Raw genomic sequence first — 18,967 nt, 5'->3', positions numbered from 1 at the left:
GGGGGGGGGATCCTTGAACGTGTCCTGTTGCCCCGTCGCCGCGGGCAAGGCCCGGGCTCGTCTTGCGGCAGGGCCGGATCGACCGTGGTCGATTGCCGTCCCGCACAGGTGGCTCGGCGAAAGAGGCCGCCACCGGATGGTTGATTCGGACCGGGCATCTTCAGTGACGGAGAAGCCCGGTGGGTCGACGATCCTGTTGGAAGAGAATCCCGGTACCCCAATGTCGGAGTCAGTGGGCCGCAGCACCCAATTTCGTGAAGAAATTCCTCTTGCGTTTACATTTTGTCCAAAAGAGGAGATAAATTAAGCAGCAGTGTCCTTTGTGCTCTAGGGGCAAAAGGTAAGATAACCCCCAAGCATCATCTTCTCATTCGAGAATGATATGTCTCACACCGCCCTGACGTTTTCTTCGCTCCTTCGTCCCGACGACGAAGCGTTCTCGTCCGATGAGGAGGACCGCATCCAGCTCTATCGTCTAATGAGTCTCCTCGGGGCGTTCTTGATTTCGTCCCTCAGCATCCTCTATCGGCTGTCCGGGCTTGAGTCGGCGAGTCCCATGTGGGCGTATCTCGGCCTTTCGGGCTTGTTTGGGGGACTCTTCCTGCTGTCCTACGCCTCCTGGTGGATCCGGCGTCACTACGTACCGCTGATGTGGGGGTTGATGTATCTCCAGATGATCTGGATTGCGGCTGTCACCACGGCAAACGACTTCAGAAGCGAGTACGGGCTCGCCCTGTTGCTCGTGTACGCGTCCATCGGGGTGGTCATCGAGCTCGGCGCTCAATCACTGCGTCCGGTTCTTTGGTTCCTTGGGTTCGGGGTTCTGGTCACGGCTGGAGGGCTGTTCTTGACCTCTGCCCCAAAGCTAGAGCCCTCGGTCGTGCTCGCACTCATGGTCGTCGTGGCGCTCACGGTCAGCCTTTCCCTCCGAGGCCGAATGACGATTCGACAACAGCGTGATCTCCTGGACCGCCTCGTGGAGACCAGTCCAGGGGTGATTGTTCGCCTCGACCACGAGGGGACCTTTGTCGAGGCGAATGGGCGGGTGAAGGAGGTCCTTCGGAACAGTGAAGAGGACATCTGTGGGCGAACGCACGAGGAGTTGGAATGGACCCTGACGCCGTTCGGGGAAGAAACCATGCCGAAGGAGGAGGCCCCCTTCGACCACGTCGTGGAGACGGGCGAGTCGCTTTGCGACGCGGAATTCTTGTTCCAGTGGGCCGATGGTTCCCAACGGGTCTTGTCAGTGAGCGGAGCTCCCCTCCGGACGGAAGGAAAAAGCCCGGAGGCTGTGTTTCATTTGCGCGACATTACGGACCGGGTGCGGCGGGAACAGACCCTCCGGAGGATAAAGGGACGGTACCAGACGCTGGTCAACAATTTCCCGGACGGAGGGGTCTTTCTTTTCGACGAGGACCTGCGGTTTCGGCTTGCCGGGGGACAGCGATTGGAGAGCGCAGGGCTCCCTCCGTCGAAAGTGGAGGGCAAGACCCCGCACGACCTGTTTCCCGACGCGATTGCACGAGAACACGTCAAATATTTTCGCCGCGCACTGGATGGAGAAAAGCACGTCTACGAACAAGAGTACGAAGGGCAGCGCTACCGCGTGCAGACGCTCCCAATCCGGGGGGACGGAGGCGACGTCATTTCCGGACTCGCGGTGTCCCAAGACATCACCGAGCGGAAAGAGCGAGAACGGCGCCTTCGACAGTCCGAAACGCTCTTCCAAAACGCGCAGGATGCCCTTTTCCTCCTCGATGTGTGTGAGGAGGCGGACGGACGAGCGTTCCGGTACCGGCGTGTGAATCCCGTCTACGAGAGCCAGTTCGGGCATGCTGAGGCGGAGATTCGCGGGCGCTCCCCACGAGAGGTGTTCGGGGACGACGTGGGGCAGTTCATGATGGAGAAGTGTCGGCGGTGCGTGCGACGCCGAGAGGCCCTTCTGTACGAGGAGACCATTCCGTTGGAGGGGGGAGAAACGTACTGGAAGACCCGCATCGCCCCCGTGGTCGTGGAGGGGGATGTGCGCCAGATCGTGGGAACCGCCCGGGACGTGACCGAACAACATCGGCGCCAAGAGACCCTAGAGCGGCAGAATGACCTCTTCGACCGCGCACAAGAGATTGCTGGCGTGGGGGCCTGGGAGTACGACGTGAAGAGGAATGAAGGAAACTGGACCTCGAAGGCGTACGAAATTTTGGGGTTTCCGCCCGACGCAGATCCCAATCCCAGGGCCGCGGTGAACTACTACCACCCGGAGGACCAGTCGCGGGTGCGGGCCGCGTTGCAGGGCGCCCTCCAGGAAGGACAATCGTCCGACCTGGAGGTGCGTGTCGCCGCCGGGGACAAGGTGCGGTGGGCCCGCATCCGGGGCGAGCCCCAATGGGAGGACGGCGAGGTGGCACGGGTCCGGGGGACGATTCAGGACATCACGGAGCGGAAGGAACGGGAGCGTGCGCTCCGTGAAGCGAAGCGGGAGGCGGAGGAGGCCAGCCAGCTCAAGTCTTCTTTGCTCGCAAACATGAGCCATGAGATTCGCACGCCGCTGACTTCAATCATTGGGTTTGCCGAGGCGACCAATACTGAGGCCAGGGGGCTCGACCTGCCGGACGACAGTCCGCTGCCGAAGTACGCCGAACTGATCGAGCAGAGTGGACGACGCCTGCTCGAGACGTTGGAGGGGGTCCTGAATCTGTCCAAGCTGGAAGCCGGCGAGATGGAGCTGGAGGCCCGCCCGGTTGACCTGGTTCAGGAGGCGGAGGCTGTCGCCGAAGAGCTTCGGCCGCGGGCTGAGGAGAAGGGGGTGTCTCTCCACCTGGAGACGGAGGCGGCATGGGCGGAGGCCGACGAGGGAGGCGTTCAGATCCTCGCGCGGAACCTGCTTTCCAACGCCGTCAAATATACCGAAACAGGCGGGTGCGTGTGGATCCGGGCGCACCGCGAGGAGGGAGCTGTTGCCTTCGAGGTCGAAGACACGGGGATTGGCATGGACCCCGAAACCGCCGAGGGCCTTTTTGAGCCGTTTCGGCAGGCCTCGGAAGGGTTTTCTCGGGAGTATCAGGGCACTGGCATTGGACTCGCGGTGACGAAAGAGACCACCAGGCAGATGGGGGGCACCATCGACGTGGAGACTGAAAAGGGGGAGGGAACGCGGATTACGGTCTGGCTCCCGAGGGCCCACGGCGGTGCGTGACCTGATCAATCTGTCCATGAGGCCGCCCAGTGGGGCACGGCGAACTCCTGCGGGGGGCGCACAGGCACTCCTCAGTCCGCAAGGGTCTGCTGAAGGAACGCGGAGGGCCCTGGAAGGGAATCGAACAGCAGGTCGGGGTCGTGTTGTGACAAGTCGGCCCGCCCGTAGCGGCCGGTGCAGACCGCCACGGCCTGTGCGCCGACGGCACGGGCACACTCGATGTCGTGGGCCGTGTCGCCGACGATGACGGTGTGCTCGTGGGGGTGGAAGGCATGGCCCGTGTGGTCGGCGGCCCGTCGGGTGGCCAGTTCCGGCAATCGGTTCCGCTCCGCGTGGTCGCTGCCGAAGGCACCGACGGGGAAGTACGTGTCCAGGCCGTGCGCAGAGAGCTTCTCGTACGCGATGGGCTCGACATTTCCCGTAACCAGGCCAAGCTGCACGTCTGGATGGGCGTGCAGTTTGGTCAGTAGGTCCGAGACCCCCGGCAGAACCTCCACGTCCGCCGGTGTGAGGACATCCCGCATGGTTTCCACGTACGTCGAGATCACGTCTTCGATCATTGCGTCGGTCGCGGGCAGGTCGTTGTGCGTCAGCACCGCCTCGACGATCGCCGGGTCCGTACGGCCGGAAAACGTCACGCCGTCCACGGAAATCGGCTGGTTCATAAGTGAGGACAGGGCGGTGTTCACGGCCTCGCGGCCGCGCCCGTTCACCCGAACGAGCGTGCCGTCGATGTCGAAGAGAAGAAGCCTCATCGGCTGTGGCAGGTCGAGGTAAGAGTGGGGAAGATCTCTTTGGTGCCCGTACCGTCCGCGTCGCCCGGGGATCCCCCTGGGCACGGGCTTGGAAGAATTCGGCAACAACGACCCACGTACGGCCACGGACGAGGTATGCCTGAACCTCGCCCTCCCGTCGAGCATTATACGAGTCGACGTATAGGACCGGTTGCCCCGGTCCCAATCGCCCCGGCATCGACGGATCGTTTCTCTTGCCAGTTTGCACTACCCCGCATGTCTCCCCCCGACGCCGCCCCGGACGACGACGCCCTCTACCTCATCGACGCGATGTCCTTGGCCTACCGGGCACACTACATTTTTATTAGTCGGCCCCTCATCAACTCCAAGGGCCAAAATACCTCCGCGGCGTACGGGTTCACGAACTCCCTGCTCAAGCTGATCGAAGACCACTCCATCGAGCACGCCGCGGTGGTGTTCGACGAGGGGGAGGAGGACACCTTCCGGAAAGAGATGTACGATGACTACAAGGCCAACCGCGACCCGCCGCCGGAGGAGCTGCTGGAAAACATTCCCTACATCAAGGAGATCGTAAAGGGGCTTGACATTCCGGTGCTGGAGGTGCCGGGCGTGGAGGCCGACGACGTGATTGGCGCCCTTGCGAAGCAGGCCGAGGCCGACGATGCGGACGTCGTGATCGTGTCGCCCGACAAGGACTTCAAGCAGCTGCTTAGCGACAAGGTCTCGATCTACAAGCCCGCCAAGGGCGATCAGGATTTTGAAATCAAGACCGGGGACACCTTCCGGGACGAGTACGGCCTCGACCCGGCACAATTTGTCGACATGCTGGCCCTGATGGGCGACAACAGCGACAACGTGCCGGGGGTGTACGGCATCGGGGAGAAAACGGCTCAGAAGCTGCTCCGGGAGTATCACTCCGTGGAAAACCTCATCGACCACGCCGACGACCTGAGTGGCAAGCGGGCACGAGAGGGGATGCAGGAGCACGCCGAGGAGGCCCGCCTGAGCAAGCGCCTCGTCCGCATCCGCACCGACCTCGACGTGCCGCTCGACTGGCACCAGCTCCAGCGCCACGCGCTGGACGAAGAGAAGCTCACGGCTGTCTTCCAGGAGCTGGAGTTCGACTCCTTCGGCGACCGCCTGGGCATCGAAGGAGAGAGTGTCGTGGAAGAAGAGACGGACGAGGACGATCCAGACCTGGAATTTGACTTCGGCCCGTACGAGAAGGTCCAGGAACTCGACCCGGAGGCCGTCGACTACGCGGTCATTGAGACAGCGGACGAGCTCCACGACTTTGCCGACCGGCTGTCCGAGCAGGCCCGCTACGCGTTCGACGCGGAGGCGACCTCCCGCGACCCGATGACCGCGGACCTCGTGGGCCTGTCCTTTAGTGCAGAGGCCGAGACGGCGACCTACGTCCCAACCCCGTTGCCCGACGAGACCCCGACCGACGCGGTCCTCGACGTGCTGCGACCGGTGCTGGCGCGTGACACTGAGAAGCTCGGGCACAACCTGAAGTACGACCTGCTCCTGCTGAAGCAGCACGGCGTCGAGGTGCGCGGGACGCTTTTCGACACGATGGTGGCCCACTACCTCGTGGCCCCCGAAGAGACCCACAATCTGGACGACGTGGCGCGGTCGGTGCTCAACTACAAGATGGTCCCCATCGCGGACCTGATTGGGGACGACACCGATCGGGAATCGATGCGCGAGGTGGACGTGGAGACGGCCGCGCCCTACGCCTGTGAGGACGCCGACATCTCCTTCCGCCTGGCGGACGAGCTGGCTGCGCAGCTGGAGGAGGGAACCGTGCTCGACGTGGCCCACGACATCGAGTTTCCGCTCGTCCACGTGCTCGCTGCAATGGAGCACACCGGCATCCGGCTCGATACGGATGTGCTCGATGAGATCCTGGACGGACTGGAAGAGCGCCTCGGCGCGATCGAAGACGAGGTGTTTGAGCTGGCCGGGGAGGAGTTCAACATCAACTCGACCCAGCAGCTCGGCGAAATTCTGTTCGAGAAGCTCGGCCTTCCGGTCGTCTCCAAGACGCCGACCGGCAAGCCGTCGACCAAAGAAAGCGTCCTGCAGGAGCTCTCGACCGAGCACGAGATTCCGGGGCTTGTCCTCGACTGGCGCTCCACCTACAAGCTCAAGAGCACGTACCTCGACAGCCTCGGCGAGCTGGTCCACCCCGAGACGGGACGCCTGCACACCAGCTACAACCAGACTCGCACCGCCACGGGGCGCCTCTCGTCGAGTGACCCGAACCTCCAAAACATCCCCATCCGGACCGAGATGGGCCGCCAGGTTCGGCGCGCTTTCGTTCCGAAGGAGGGATGGGAGCTGCTGTCCGCCGACTATGCGCAGATCGAGCTGCGCATCCTCGCCGCCATGAGCGGGGACGAGCCCATGCAGGAAACCTTCAAGGAGGGCGGCGACATTCACACCGACGCCGCGGCGCGGGTGTACGACATTGCCCCGGAGGACGTGACGCCCGGGCAACGCAGCAAGGCGAAGGAGGTGAACTACGGCATCCCGTATGGCATCTCGCCGTGGGGCCTCGCCCAGCGAATGCGAATGCCGGTCGACGAGGCACAGGACATCATCAAACAGTACCGCAAGTCGTACCCCGGGGTCTCGCAGCTCCTGAATGAGCTGGTGGAGAAGGCCCAGGACAAGGGCTACGCGGAGACGCTCCTGGGGCGCCGTCGCTACCTGCCGGACATCGACAGCTCGAACAGCAATGCGCGCAGTGCCGCCGAGCGGGTGGCCGTCAACATGCCCATCCAGGGCACCCAGGCGGACATGATCAAGATCGCGATGAACCGCATCCACGAGCGGCTGTCCGACGACGACTGGGCGACGCAAATGCTGCTTCAGGTGCACGACGAGCTGGTCTTCGAGGTGCCCCCCGAGGAGCTGGACGCCGCGCAGGCCCTGATCGACGACGAGATGCGCGATGCCCTGCCGCTCGACGACGTGCCCGTGGTCGTCGACATGGACACCGGTGCCAACTGGCTGGAGGCGCACTGAGTGTGATGCGTGACCCGTGCTTCGTGATCATGGGGCGAAGCGCCCTCACGCATCACAACTTCACGCGCCACGCTCCGCTGCAATCAACGGCAACCTTTTCCCGCATCCCATTTACGCATGACCGAAACGATTCCTGCTCCGCCCCGCGACCTGCCCGCCGCCGTCGACTTTCAGGAGGCGTCGGACGGCATCGAATGCTACCGGCTCTCCACGAATGGCCTTCGTGTTCTCCTGCTCCCGCAGGACGGGGCACCGGTGGCGACCTCGATGGTGACGTATCACGTGGGCAGTCGCAACGAGCGCACCGGGCATACCGGGGCGACCCACATGCTGGAGCACCTTATGTTCAAGGGGACCGAGCGGTACCACAAGCGGAAGGGCACCTCGATCTTTGAGACGCTTCAGTCTGTGGGCGCGAAGGTGAACGCCTCCACCTGGCTCGACCGCACCAACTACTACGAGATGCTGCCCACCGAGCACCTGCCGCTTGCCCTCGACATTGAGGCCGATCGGATGCGGGGGGCACTGATCGACGCCGAGGACGTGGAGGACGAGCGTACCGTCATCCTGAACGAGCGAGATCGCAATCAGAATGATCCAGTCTCGCGGCTGCTCGACGAGGTGTGGGGGGCAGCGTTCGTGGCGTATCCCTACCACCATCCGACGATTGGATGGAAGAGCGACATCGAGCGCATCACGCCGGACGGGCTGCGCGAGTACTACGACACGTTCTACTGGCCCGACAACGCGACGCTCTCGATCGTCGGTCAGTTTGACCGTGGCGAGACGCTGGCCGAGGTGGCCCAGCATTTTGGGGACATCGGCTCGGCCCCGCACGAGATCCCGCAGGTCACCACCGAAGAGCCGGAGCAGTCCGGCCCCCGCCGCGTGACGGTTCGCCAGGATGGCCAGCTGGGCGCGGTCCTGATGGGGTTCAAGTCTCCTCCGGCGTTGGAGGCCGACTCCGACGTGCTCGACGTCCTGGCTCGTATCCTGGCGTCGGGGAAGAGCAGTCGCCTCTTCCGGCGCTGCACCGATCGCGGCCTGACCAGCGATGTCTTCGGCATCAACTTTCGCCTCCGCGACCCCGGTCTGTTCTCGGTGTTTGCGTACCTCGCCCCCGACCAGGACCACCAGACGGTCGAAGACGCCATCCACGAGACGATTCAGGACGTCCAGGAAAACGGCATCACCCAGGAGGAGCTCGACCGGGCCCGCAGCCAGCTTCGCGCCCAGATTGCGTTTGACCGCGACGGGCCGATGCGCGTCGCCTCGCAGCTCAACGAAGCCCTCGCGGCGGGCGACTGGAAGCTCTACACCCAGTACCTCGATCGCCTCGACGAGGTGACCGCAGAGGACGTCCAGCGCGTCGCCCGCACCTACCTGACCCGTGACCGTGTCACCATCGGCCGGTACGTGCCCACCTCCTGACGCGCCGACGTCCGGGGTCGGCTCTCGTCCCAGACGCCGTTCGGCCCCCGCGTCCGTTGCTTTTCAACAATCGCTCTGTCTATGTCCGACTCCTCTTCCCCCAGCAACGCCAGCCCGAGCCTTGCCCCCCGTATTCAAGATCGAACGGTGGGGCCTGGGCGGCTCCTGACGCTCCGCACGTCGGTGGACGACGTGGTCTCTTTTCGGGGCTCGTTCGTGACGCACCCCGACTTCGCCGCGGGGGACGCACTCCGTCAGCAGCTCACGGTGTCGCTGCTCGACAAGGGCACGGAGCACCGCGACCGCTTCGAGCTGGCCCGCGTCCTAGAAGCGTGTGGGGCAACGCTGGATCTGTCGAGTGATGGCCTGTTCGTGGAAATGTCCGGCCGGGCGCTGGTGGACGACCTTCCGCGCGTGATGGCGGTTGCGGCCGAGATGCTGCGGGCCCCGGCGTTCGACCCCGAAGAGTTTCGGAAGGCCCGGGCCCAGGTGGCCGCCGACCTGCAGCGCCGCATGGAGAAGACGTCGGCGCAGGCCTCCACGGCCCTGTCGCAGCGCCTGTTTCCCGAGGGGCACCCCAACTATTCGCCCGCCCCGGAAACGGTGCTGGAGTGGCTGCAGGGCCTCACGGTGCAAGATGTGCGGGACTACCACGAGGCCCACTTCGGATCCAACGAGTGGACCCTCGCCGCGGTCGGGGACCTTCGGCACGACGCGGTCGCCTCGGTCGTAAGCGAGACGTTCACCGGATGGGCGCCGCACGACGCCCCGGCCGTCCACGATCCCAACGCCGCGTCTGCGGAGGTTGGTCGCACCACCGTCCCGATGCCCGACAAGTCGAACGTGGATGTGCGCTTGGGCCACGCCGTCCCCATCCGGCGAGACCACGACGACTATCCCGCGTTCTACGTCGGCAACTACATCCTCGGCGGCAACTTTGCGGCGCGCCTCATGTCTACCGTTCGCGACGAGATGGGCCTGACCTACAGCATCCGGTCGAGCTTGTCTGGGGTGAGCACCCGCCACGTCGGGTCGTGGCAGACGAGCGTCACCCTTAGCCACGACGCCGTGGACGAGGGCATCGCGGCGACGACAGATGTGATCCGCGAGTTCGTGGCGGAAGGGGCGACGGCCGAGGAACTCGACGCAAAGAAGACGACCATCACCGGTTCGTACTCCGTCGGCCTCGCCACCACCGAACGCCTCGCCCAGTCCATTCTGACCAATGCCGAGCGGGGCTTCGACGTCTCGTACCTCGACGGCTTTCCGGAGGAGATTCGGGCGCTCACGCTGGACGAAGTAAACGCCGCAATTCGGGACTACCTCGACCCGGAGGCGATTCAGGAGGCCCTCGCGGGCACCCGTCCCAGCCCGGTCGAGGCGACGGCAGGGGCGTAGGGGCGGACGGCTACGACTCGTCCACCTCGTCCCGGATGATCGAGAGCCGTTCCTCTGGAGACAGGGGCGACTCCTTCGGCATGATGAAGGCCAGGGCGAAGTAGCCGAGCACGAACGGGCCGCCGGACCCGATGACCCCAACGACGAAGGCAATGCGGACGAGGGTGGGGTCCAGGTGTAGGTACTCCGCGATCCCGCCGCACACGCCCATCAGCTTCTTGTCGGTGCGAGAGCGCGTGAGCTTTTTCTTGCCGGACTTCTTCGGCTCCTCCACCACCTTGGTCTGACCGGTTTCCGCCTCCACGGCCTTTTTCTTGGAGGCATCGTCCTCGGCCTCGCCCGACGACCGCCACGTGAGGAGGCCGAACCCGAGTAGGATCACCCCGATGCCCACGAGCCAGGGGAGGAGGAGACTGGAGAAGGCGAGACCGGTCCATGCCCCGAGCTCGCTCAGCAGGTAAATCGTCCCGGCCAGAACCAATGTCAGTCCGGTTACGGTGGGCAAATTGAAGAGGCTCGACGCTTCGGCGTCATCCTCAAAGTACAGGGCGTCCAGCTCCTCCTCAGAGATGTCGTCCAGGTCGAGTGTGGTCTCGCCGACCTCGAAGGGAGACGGCTGCTCGAAGGACTCGTCGGTTGCATCGGAGGAGGACCGAGACCGAGAGCGCTGACGTGAAGACATGATAGGAGGAAGGTTGTGGGGGGACCAGCGGGCGATGCGGCCTACGGCGCAAATGCCTGTTGTTCGGTTACGACTGCCGTTACGGGCACGTCGTGGGAGTCGTTTGGCAGGGAGGCGACGAGGCAGGCTTCGTACGTCAGGGCGACGCGTGGACACGAGACCGACCGCAGGAAGGCGTCGTAGTACCCTGACCCGTGGCCGACACGATGTCCATTCCGGCCGACGCCCAGAGCCGGCACGACCACCGCATCGATCGCGTCGGGTGGCACCCGTTCCGTCTGTGTGGGCTCCTGGATGCCCCACCGGTTCGGGGTCAGCGACGCCGGCCCGGTGTACCGGCGATGCTCCAGCGTAGGAGATTCCGCCTCAAAGCTCGTGACGACTGGCAGCACGACCTGCACGTCCCGGGCCCGCAGCAGCGCGATTAGGGGACGGGTGTCCACCTCGCGCTGGGCGGTGAGGGGCCAGTAGACGTGCACCACCTGCGCCTGAACCACGGCCGGCCTCGTCAGTGCCCGGTGCCCAATCAGGCTGCTCCGGGCACGATACGACTGGGGCGATAGTGCACGACGACGAGTCCGAAACCGGCGCCGCCACGTGTCTTTGGTCGAAGGGGCCATGCGGCCTGAAGAAGAGAAAACGCCAGTGGCTGACTGTAGCACCCTATGCCTTGGAACCTGTTTCAATTTCTGTGTCGGGGCCCCGAGCGGCAGTGAAGACCTGTAAATCGCCTCCGGTCTCGGGCGGTAGCCCTCCACTACAGCCCTCGATCATGAGCCGATTTTCGGCTCATCGATGCTCGCCCCCCTCCCCATCCGATCCAAAATTAAAACAGGCTTTTGAAATGCCACGTACTGTCATCCGAAAACGATCCCTGCCCGAGCGGTTACATGGCGTGGGCCGCGCGGCCATTGTTACAGGGCCTGCGTCCCGAAAGTCGGGTGGCGAATTATGGATGAACACCTCTCCAGGAGTGGATCGAATCGTGGCGCCTCACACGTATAGGAATCGGTTGAGCCGGCAACTTGGGCGCGCAGTCCCCCAAAGCGGATTTGTCACTACGAGTGGCCCGGCCGGCCGCCCGGTCCGGCCTTCACGGCGGAGGGAGGCGCCGACATTGACGAGACGAGTTGACGTACACCATCATGTTTGAAGGATTGTCCCAAAAGCTCGAGGGCGCCCTGCAGTCCGTCACGGGCCAGGGCCGCATCGACGAGGTCAACGTTGCCGAGACGATGCGGGAAATCCGCCGTGCGTTGCTGAACGCAGACGTCAACTACCAGGTTGCGAAGGAATTTACCGCGAACGTGAAAGAGGCGGCTGCGGGGGAGGACGTGTTGACCTCCGTCACTCCGGGGGAGCAGTTGACGAAGATCATGCACGACGAGCTGACCCAGGTGCTGGGCGGCGAGCACGAAGGGGTTGAGATGGCGGAAACGCCACCCACCGTGATTCTGGTCGCTGGCCTGCAGGGCTCTGGCAAAACGACCTTCTGTGCCAAGCTGGCTCGTCACTTTCGCAAGGAAGGGCACGCGCCGCTCCTGGCGGCCTCGGACGTGTACCGGCCCGCCGCCGTCGACCAGCTCAAGACGCTGGCCGATCAGGTGAACGTGCCCGTCTACTCGGTCGAGGAGGACGGCGAGATTGTGGAGGATGCCGTGCGCGTCGCCGACGAGGCCGTGGCGGAGGCCCAAAACACGGCCCGTGACATCGTCATTATCGACACCGCGGGGCGCATGCACATCGACGAGTCGATGATGCAGGAGGTGGAGGACATTAAGACGACGGTGGAGCCGAACGAAACCCTGTTCGTCGTCGACAGCATGACGGGCCAGGACGCGGTGAACACGGCGAAGGAGTTCAACGAGCGCATTGACTACGACGGGGTCGTTCTGTCGAAGCTCGACGGAGACACCCGCGGTGGGGCGGCCCTCTCGATCCGGACGGTGGTCGACAAGCCCATCAAGTTTGCCTCCACCGGCGAGAAGCTGGACGCGCTCACGCCGTTCTATCCGGACCGCATGGCCCAGCGCATTTTGGGCATGGGCGACGTGGTTTCGTTCGTGGAGCGCGCCCAGGAGCAGTACGACGAGCAGGAGGCCGAACGCCTGCAGGAGAAAATCCGCTCGGAGGAGTTTGACCTGCAGGACTTCTACGATCAGCTCCAGCGCATCCAGAAGATGGGCTCGATCAAAGAGCTCATGGGCATGATCCCAGGGGTTGGCAACAAGATCCGCGACCTCGACATCGACGATGAGGCCTTCACGCACATTGAGGCCATCATTCAGTCCATGACCCCGAAAGAGCGGGCCCACCCCGACATCTTGAATGGCACCCGTCGCCGCCGGATTGCCCGGGGCAGTGGAAATGAGGTCCGGGACGTGAACCAGCTGGTCAGCCAGTTCGAAGAGATGAAGGACATGATGAAGACGATGCAGAAGATGACGAGCAAGGGGCAGGATGTCGATATCTCGAGCCTCATGGACAAGATTACGGGCGGCGGTGGGGGACAAGGCCACAGCCCACGGTAGGCCAAGGGCCATTGGTACGATCGCTTGCACGCTTTTCACGATTGTTGAACTGAACACACCCGAACGAACACGTGTCTGTTAAGCTTCGACTGCGCCGCATTGGGCGCAAAAAGATTCCGGTCTATTCGATTGTCGCCGCCGACCAGCGCAACGCGCGGGACGGGCGCTACATTGAAGACATTGGCCGTTACTTTCCGCTCCGTGAACCCGCGGAGGTGCGTTTGGAGGAAGACCGAGCCCTCTACTGGCTCGAAAATGGGGCGCAGCCGAGCGATACGGTGCGGTCCATCCTGCGCCGCCGGGGCCTCCTGCTCCATCACCACCTGAAGAAGAAGGGCGAGTCGCCGGACGAGATCGAAGCAGCCGTCGAAGAGTTTCGGGAGCGCATGGCCGAGAAGGACGAAGAGGTCAAGATCGCGGTGGGCGCGCGCGGCAAAGACCCCCTGGAGCGAGAACGTGAGCGGGCCGAGGAGATTGACGAAGAGGCGCAGCTGCGCGCCCAGGCCACCCCGCTTTCGGTCGTCCAGGAGGAGGCCGAGGCCCAGGGCGAAGGCGCTGAGTCCGATCCTGCCTCAGCGTCGGATGCGCCGGAAGCTGTCGCCGATGAGGCGGAAGACACAGACGGGTCGGCCGACGCCGACACTGAGGACGAGTCCGAAGAGTCCACTGACGAGTAGCCCTGAGCGGGACCGCCGGTCCCTGTGCCATGTCTCCCCCGACGGGTTCCCCCCCCGACGACTCGGCAGCCCAACGCCCGGACTTCGCGAATGTCCCGCCAACCGATCTAGTGAAGGTGGGGTTCGTCTTTCGGGCCCATGGCCTGGACGGAGAGCTCAAAGTTGATCCGTCTGCGACCGGCGACCCGGCTCGTTTCGAGGCGCTGCCCAGGGTGTTTGTGGGGCCGCATCCGAGCCGAGTCACCCGTCACGCCATCGCCTCGGTCCGCTACCAACAAACCAAGCGGGGCACGACGGTACTGCTGGGGCTGGACGGCATCGCGAACCGGGACGACGCCGAGGCGGTTGCCAAAATGGACGTGTTCGCGACCGAGGAGGCCCTGGGGCTGGAGGACGATGAGCTCTTTGCCGACGATTTGGTGGGCTGGACCGCCGTGACGGAAGACGGAGCGGTGCAGGGAACCGTCGCCAACTTCATGGAGATGCCCGCGCAAGACCTCTTCGTGGTCCGGACCCCCGAGGACGCGGAGGTGATGATTCCGGCCATCGACGACTTCATTATTGAGATCGACGACGAGGCGGAGCGGATTGTCGTGCGCCCCATCGACGGACTGATGGATGCGTAGTCGGACGACCGCCTTCGTGACACACTCTGGAGACTGTTGTTTACCGGCATGCCTGGGAGCATCCGCATTGACATTGTAACGGCCCTTCCGTCGCTCGTGGAGGCGCCTCTGCAACACAGCATCCTCAAGCGGGCGCAGGAATCGGGCGTGGCCGCCCTTCAGGTCCACGACCTCCGCGAGCACGCGACCGACAAGCACCGCCAGGTCGACGATCGGCCCTTTGGCGGAGGGGCCGGGATGGTGCTGAAGCCGGAGCCGCTGTTCCGAGCCGTAGAAGCGATCGAAGAGGCGGCCGGAGAGGCCGACGACATTATCTATCTCACGCCCGATGGAGAGCAGTTCGACCAGTCGATGGCCAACCGCCTGTCGATGGACGGGCACCTGATTCTAATCGCAGGGCACTACAAGGGCATTGACCAGCGGGTTCGAGACGCCCTCGTGACCCGCGAATTGTCCATTGGCGACGTGGTGCTCAGTGGCGGGGAGCTGCCGGCGCTCGTACTGGTCGACGCGGTCGTCCGGCTCGTGCCGGGGGCCCTGGGCGACAGCTCCTCGGCCCTCACGGATGCGTTTCAGGACGGACTTCTCGGTGCCCCGGCCTACACGCGGCCGGCGGAGTTTCGGGGGCGAGAGGTGCCGTCGGTGCTCCGCTCCGGGAATCATCAGGCCATCGCCCGCTGGCGGGACGAAAAGCGGCTTGAGAAGACCCGCGACCGACGGCCGGACCTGCTCCCAGACGCTACGGATTCGCCGGAGGCATCCTCGCAGTGAGCGTACGCCCCGGCTCTGACTGACTATTGTTTGCTTTCACCCAACTACAAAAACAGTAACATGGCTACCGATCTGATGAGCGTCGTTGAGGCGACGCAGCTTCGCGACGACGTGCCGGCCTTTGACTCCGGAGACACGGTCAACGTCCACCTGCGAGTGGTCGAGGGCGAGAAAGAACGCATTCAGCAGTTTGAGGGCGTCTGTCTCTCGCGCCGTGGCTCCGGCCCGAACGAGACGTTTACCGTTCGAAAGGTGTCCGAGGGAGTGGGGGTTGAGCGCATCTTCCCGATCCACTCCCCACGGGTGGCCAAGATTGAGGTTGTCCGTCGCGGAGCGGTGAACCGCTCGAAGCTCACGTACCTGCGGGGCCTGTCGGGGAAGGACGCCCGGATTCAAGAACAAATCCGGGGCAACTAGTGCGGTGGTGGAAAAGGCCGCCACGCATGCCCGCGTTCGTCGACTCCGGACTCGTTTTTCGCTCCCATGGACCTTGCGATTTGGGACTATCCGCCCGCTGAGTTTTTGGCGTCGGGCTTTACGTCCGGCGCCGTGGACAATCCGTTCCGGATTACGCGGCATCGTCCCGAACAGTGTGCGGCGATGCTGGTCGAGGACGAGGTGGATGTGGCCCTGATGCCGACGATGCTGGCCCTGCAGGCCAGCAACGCCATCGACGTGCTTCCGAGTGTGGGGCTCGTCTCGTGGCGGTACCCATATGCGCGGCTCGTGTGGACGGGGGGGCTACACGACTTTCCGGAGACGATTGCCTACGACCGGCGCGTCGCGCAGGAGCGCATCGCCGCCCGGATTGTCCTGCATGAGCACTACCAGGTGGATCCTACGTTCGTCCCCTACGACGATCGTCCCCCGACGGCGTTGCTCGACACCGAAGAGGACGCGGCGCTGCTCGTGGGGCCCGACGTGCCCGCGCTCCGGCCCGATTCCTTCACGATGGACATTGGGCGCGAGTGGTACGAGTTGTCCAACTACCCGATGGTCTGGGGGCTTTACGTGACCAAGCGGGACCAGTCCACGGATGAAATGATCGAGGCGCTTATCGCCTCGGGCGAGGCGGCCGACGACAATCGCGACGTGTGGGTCCAGGCACAGGAGACCACGGCCTCGCTGAATGAATTCTACCGAGAGGACCTCCGTACGGGCCTCGATAAGCTCGCCATCGCGAGCCTGACGGAGTTTCGGAAGTACCTCTTCTTCTACGACGTGACGGAGGATGTCCCGGACCTTCCACTCGTGTACCTTGACGACGAAGAGGAAGACGAGGAGGAGGCGTAGACCCTGCGTCAAGTGATGTCTCGGGCCCCAACTGGCCGCGAGGGGTTGTACACTGCTGCTGGTTTCCGGCGGTCGTTTCCCGCAGCCTTCGGCTACGAGCTGACTGTCGGCTCCCCGATGCTCGCTCCTCCCACTCGATTCAGTCCCCAAACTGGTTCTCGGTCCCGTAGTCCCTGCGGGGTGCCCCAGTCCGGTCTGGGCCAGGGTCGCGTGCCGCGTTCACTGTCGAATTCAGACCCCTTCTCGCCATGGCTGACGGCACTGAGGTCGTTGCGCGCAATAAGAAAGCAAAGTTCGAGTACGACATTGAGGAGGCTCTGGAGGCAGGGCTCGTCCTCGAAGGCTCCGAGGTAAAGTCGGTGCGTCAAGAGAAGGCGAGTCTGGACGGGGCATACTGTCAGGTCGACCGGGAGGGGGAGATGAAGATTCATGGGATGTACATCAAGCCGTACGAGGAGGCCGGCCGGTTTGGGCACGAGCCGCGGCGCACCCGGAAACTCCTGCTCCACGACCAGCAAATCCGCAAGTGGGGCCAGATGGCCGAGCAAGAGGGCTACACGATTGTCCCGCTGTCGCTCTACTTCCGCGACGGGTGGGCCAAGCTAAAGATTGGGATCGCCAAGGGGCGCCAGAAGCACGACAAGCGTCAGGTCATCAAGGAGCGAGAGATGGAGCGTCGACTGGAGCAGGAGCAGAGCGACTACAACTTTTAGGGAGGGAGGACGAAGAGAAGCGTGTTGTATCATTCATGAAGAGCACAGACACATGGCATTTCCCCCGGTCGATGAGCAGATGACGGTTCTCCGCCGTGGGGTGGAGGAGATCGTTCCGGAAAACGAACTGGCCGACAAGCTCCAGTCGTCGCGCAAGACGGACACGCCCCTGACCGTGAAACTCGGATGCGACCCCAGTCGGCCCGACCTCCACCTTGGGCACACCGTCGTTCTGCGCAAGCTGCGCCAGTTTCAGGACCTTGGCCACCGGGCCCTCCTGATTGTGGGGGACTTCACGGGCATGATCGGCGACCCGTCCGGCCGTTCCAAGACACGTCCCCAGCTCACCCTCGAGGAGACGCGCGAGCACGGCCAGAGCTACTACGAACAGGCCACCCGCGTGCTCGACCCGGACAAGACGGAAATCCGGTACAACTCGGAGTGGCTTGACGAGATGAGCTTCAGCGATGTCATCGAGCTGGCGGCCCGGCAGACGGTCGCGCAGATGCTGAAGCGAGACGACTTTGAGCAGCGCTACGAAGCGGGTCAGCCCATCAGCCTGCATGAGTTTCTGTACCCCTTGGCGCAGGCGCGCGATTCCGTCCACATCGGTGCCGACGTGGAGCTGGGGGGCACCGATCAGCGCTTCAACCTACTCCTCGCGCGTCGCCTTCAGGAGGCCAACGACCAGGAGCCGCAGGTTTGCATGATGCTTCCGCTCCTGGAGGGCACCGACGGGTCCGACAAAATGTCGAAGTCTCTCGACAACGCCATCGGCATCGCCGAGGCCCCGGAGGACATGTACGGCAAGACCATGTCGGTGCCCGACGATTTGATCTACCGGTACGTGGAGCTGGTCACCGACATTCCGACCGAGCAGCTGCCGAAGGTCAAACAGTTTGCCGAGAGCAATCCGCGGCAGGCCAAGGCCCAACTCGCCCGTCGCGTCGTGGAAATGTATCACGGGGAAGAGGCCGCGGATCAGGCCGCGGAGCACTTCGAACAGACCGTGGTGGAGGGGGGCGTGCCGGACGACCTGCCGGAATACACGCCGACGCCGGAGGACGGGGGGGAGGTCGGCCTTCTGAACCTGATGCGCCACGCCGACCTGACGGACTCGAACAGCGAGGGCCGCCGCATGATCGAGCAGGGGGCCGTGACGATCGACGACGAGAAGGTCACCGACACCGGCCGGTACATCGACGTGGGGGAGGAAGCGCCGCTCGTGCTCCAGGTGGGCAAGCGCCGGTTTGCCCGCATCCTCCCGCCCGGGCACGAGGCGAACGCTTAAGCAACCACCGGGGCCGGGGCACGAGTCACTTCACCACAACGATCTTCCGAGTTGTCGCGAACTGCTCGCCGGTGAAGCGCAGAAAGTACGGGCCGCTGGAGAGTCCGTCCGTCGGCACTCGAATGCTTCGCCGAAACCCGTCCGGTACCTCCTCGTCGAGCAGGACCTGGACGCGTCGCCCCAGCACGTCGTAGAGCGTGACTCGCACATCTTGGGTTTCGTTGAGCACGAACTGGGTCGTCGAGGACGAACCGGCCCCGGAGGCAACCCCCCCCTCGTCGATTTGAATCTCCCGCACCAGCACGGCCTCGCGGTCGGGCGAGGCCTGGGGGGATTGGTTGCCGGCATTATCTTCGGCGACGAGGGCAAAGTAGTAGGTCCGGTCCGCTTCGAGCCCGTCCGACGCCGTAATCGTGGCCGACTCCGATTGTGTGGCTGGGGCGGGGAGTGGAGGGCTCCCTACCGGCTGTGCCTGTTCGAAGTCCATTGCCGACTCGATGCGGGTCGTGTCGTAGCGGAGCAGATACCGCTGGGCCGATCCGTCCCGTCCGTCGTCGCCCGTCGCGGTCC

Annotated in this window: 16 protein-coding genes; 12 read left to right on the top strand and 4 right to left on the bottom strand. The window is 64.1% G+C overall.

Annotated features, from left to right (window positions below):
• Positions 1-382 precede the first annotated feature (382 nt).
• Positions 383-3,193 carry a PAS domain-containing sensor histidine kinase gene (locus tag B7R93_RS13485; RefSeq protein WP_103021267.1) on the top strand — a complete coding sequence of 937 codons (2,811 nt, stop codon included), beginning with the start codon at positions 383-385 and terminating at the stop codon, positions 3,191-3,193.
• Between the two features lie 71 nt (positions 3,194-3,264).
• Here the strand turns inward: B7R93_RS13485 and B7R93_RS13480 are convergent, their stop codons facing one another.
• Complete coding sequence (locus B7R93_RS13480; RefSeq protein WP_103021266.1) at positions 3,265-3,948, bottom strand: HAD hydrolase-like protein; 684 nt, start codon at positions 3,946-3,948, stop codon at positions 3,265-3,267.
• Between the two features lie 255 nt (positions 3,949-4,203).
• Between B7R93_RS13480 and polA the strand changes: the two genes are divergently transcribed.
• From polA to B7R93_RS13465, 3 genes are all read left to right on the top strand, one after another.
• Positions 4,204-6,984, top strand: coding sequence for a DNA polymerase I (gene polA / locus B7R93_RS13475; RefSeq protein WP_103021265.1), 2,781 nt, complete (start codon positions 4,204-4,206; stop codon positions 6,982-6,984).
• 117 nt (positions 6,985-7,101) lie between these two features.
• Positions 7,102-8,415 (top strand): M16 family metallopeptidase, encoded by a 1,314-nt coding sequence (locus B7R93_RS13470; protein WP_103021264.1) that lies wholly within the window; start codon positions 7,102-7,104, stop codon positions 8,413-8,415.
• Between the two features lie 81 nt (positions 8,416-8,496).
• Positions 8,497-9,813: a M16 family metallopeptidase gene (locus tag B7R93_RS13465; protein ID WP_232798450.1), complete on the top strand. Its 1,317-nt coding sequence runs from the start codon at positions 8,497-8,499 to the stop codon at positions 9,811-9,813.
• A gap of 10 nt (positions 9,814-9,823) precedes the next feature.
• Here the strand turns inward: B7R93_RS13465 and B7R93_RS13460 are convergent, their stop codons facing one another.
• Together B7R93_RS13460 and B7R93_RS13455 are read right to left on the bottom strand one after the other, a co-directional pair.
• The gene (locus B7R93_RS13460; RefSeq protein WP_103021263.1) at positions 9,824-10,495 is read right to left on the bottom strand and encodes a PspC domain-containing protein; all 672 of its coding nucleotides are present in this window, start codon (positions 10,493-10,495) and stop codon (positions 9,824-9,826) included.
• 41 nt (positions 10,496-10,536) lie between these two features.
• The gene (locus B7R93_RS13455) at positions 10,537-11,115 is read right to left on the bottom strand and encodes a 5-formyltetrahydrofolate cyclo-ligase (protein WP_103021262.1); all 579 of its coding nucleotides are present in this window, start codon (positions 11,113-11,115) and stop codon (positions 10,537-10,539) included.
• A 525-nt stretch (positions 11,116-11,640) separates the two neighbouring features.
• Here B7R93_RS13455 and ffh point away from each other — a divergent pair.
• The 8 genes from ffh (at position 11,641) to tyrS (ending at position 18,397) form a co-directional block, all read left to right on the top strand.
• A complete protein-coding gene (ffh, locus tag B7R93_RS13450) occupies positions 11,641-13,026 on the top strand; it encodes a signal recognition particle protein (protein ID WP_103021552.1) in 1,386 nt (461 codons plus the stop codon).
• A gap of 71 nt (positions 13,027-13,097) precedes the next feature.
• A complete protein-coding gene (gene rpsP, locus B7R93_RS16245) occupies positions 13,098-13,703 on the top strand; it encodes a 30S ribosomal protein S16 (RefSeq protein ID WP_103021261.1) in 606 nt (201 codons plus the stop codon).
• Between the two features lie 29 nt (positions 13,704-13,732).
• Positions 13,733-14,329, top strand: a complete 597-nt coding sequence (gene rimM / locus B7R93_RS13440; RefSeq protein ID WP_103021260.1) for a ribosome maturation factor RimM — start codon at positions 13,733-13,735, stop codon at positions 14,327-14,329.
• 48 nt (positions 14,330-14,377) lie between these two features.
• Positions 14,378-15,100: a tRNA (guanosine(37)-N1)-methyltransferase TrmD gene (trmD, locus tag B7R93_RS13435; protein WP_103021551.1), complete on the top strand. Its 723-nt coding sequence runs from the start codon at positions 14,378-14,380 to the stop codon at positions 15,098-15,100.
• Positions 15,101-15,160: 60 nt separating this feature from the next.
• Entirely contained in the window at positions 15,161-15,517 is a 357-nt protein-coding gene (gene rplS, locus B7R93_RS13430) for a 50S ribosomal protein L19 (protein ID WP_103021259.1), read from the top strand.
• A 66-nt stretch (positions 15,518-15,583) separates the two neighbouring features.
• On the top strand, positions 15,584-16,393 hold the full coding sequence (locus B7R93_RS13425; RefSeq protein WP_103021258.1) for an MqnA/MqnD/SBP family protein: 810 nt from the start codon (positions 15,584-15,586) through the stop codon (positions 16,391-16,393).
• Between the two features lie 248 nt (positions 16,394-16,641).
• Positions 16,642-17,106, top strand: a complete 465-nt coding sequence (gene smpB / locus B7R93_RS13420) for an SsrA-binding protein SmpB (RefSeq protein WP_103021257.1) — start codon at positions 16,642-16,644, stop codon at positions 17,104-17,106.
• A 52-nt stretch (positions 17,107-17,158) separates the two neighbouring features.
• On the top strand, positions 17,159-18,397 hold the full coding sequence (gene tyrS, locus B7R93_RS13415) for a tyrosine--tRNA ligase (RefSeq protein ID WP_103021256.1): 1,239 nt from the start codon (positions 17,159-17,161) through the stop codon (positions 18,395-18,397).
• A gap of 25 nt (positions 18,398-18,422) precedes the next feature.
• On the opposite strand, the gene B7R93_RS13410 is transcribed toward tyrS, so the two are convergent.
• Positions 18,423-18,967, bottom strand: a 545-nt coding sequence (locus B7R93_RS13410) for a T9SS type A sorting domain-containing protein (protein ID WP_157942330.1), incomplete at its 5' end; no start/stop codon positions are given.

Origin of the sequence: Salinibacter altiplanensis (assembly GCF_002894645.1) — a bacterium.
Lineage (GTDB): Bacteria > Bacteroidota > Rhodothermia > Rhodothermales > Salinibacteraceae > Salinibacter > Salinibacter altiplanensis.
Note: the sequence above shows the minus strand (reverse complement) of the source record. Positions and strands in the feature narration are given on the sequence as shown.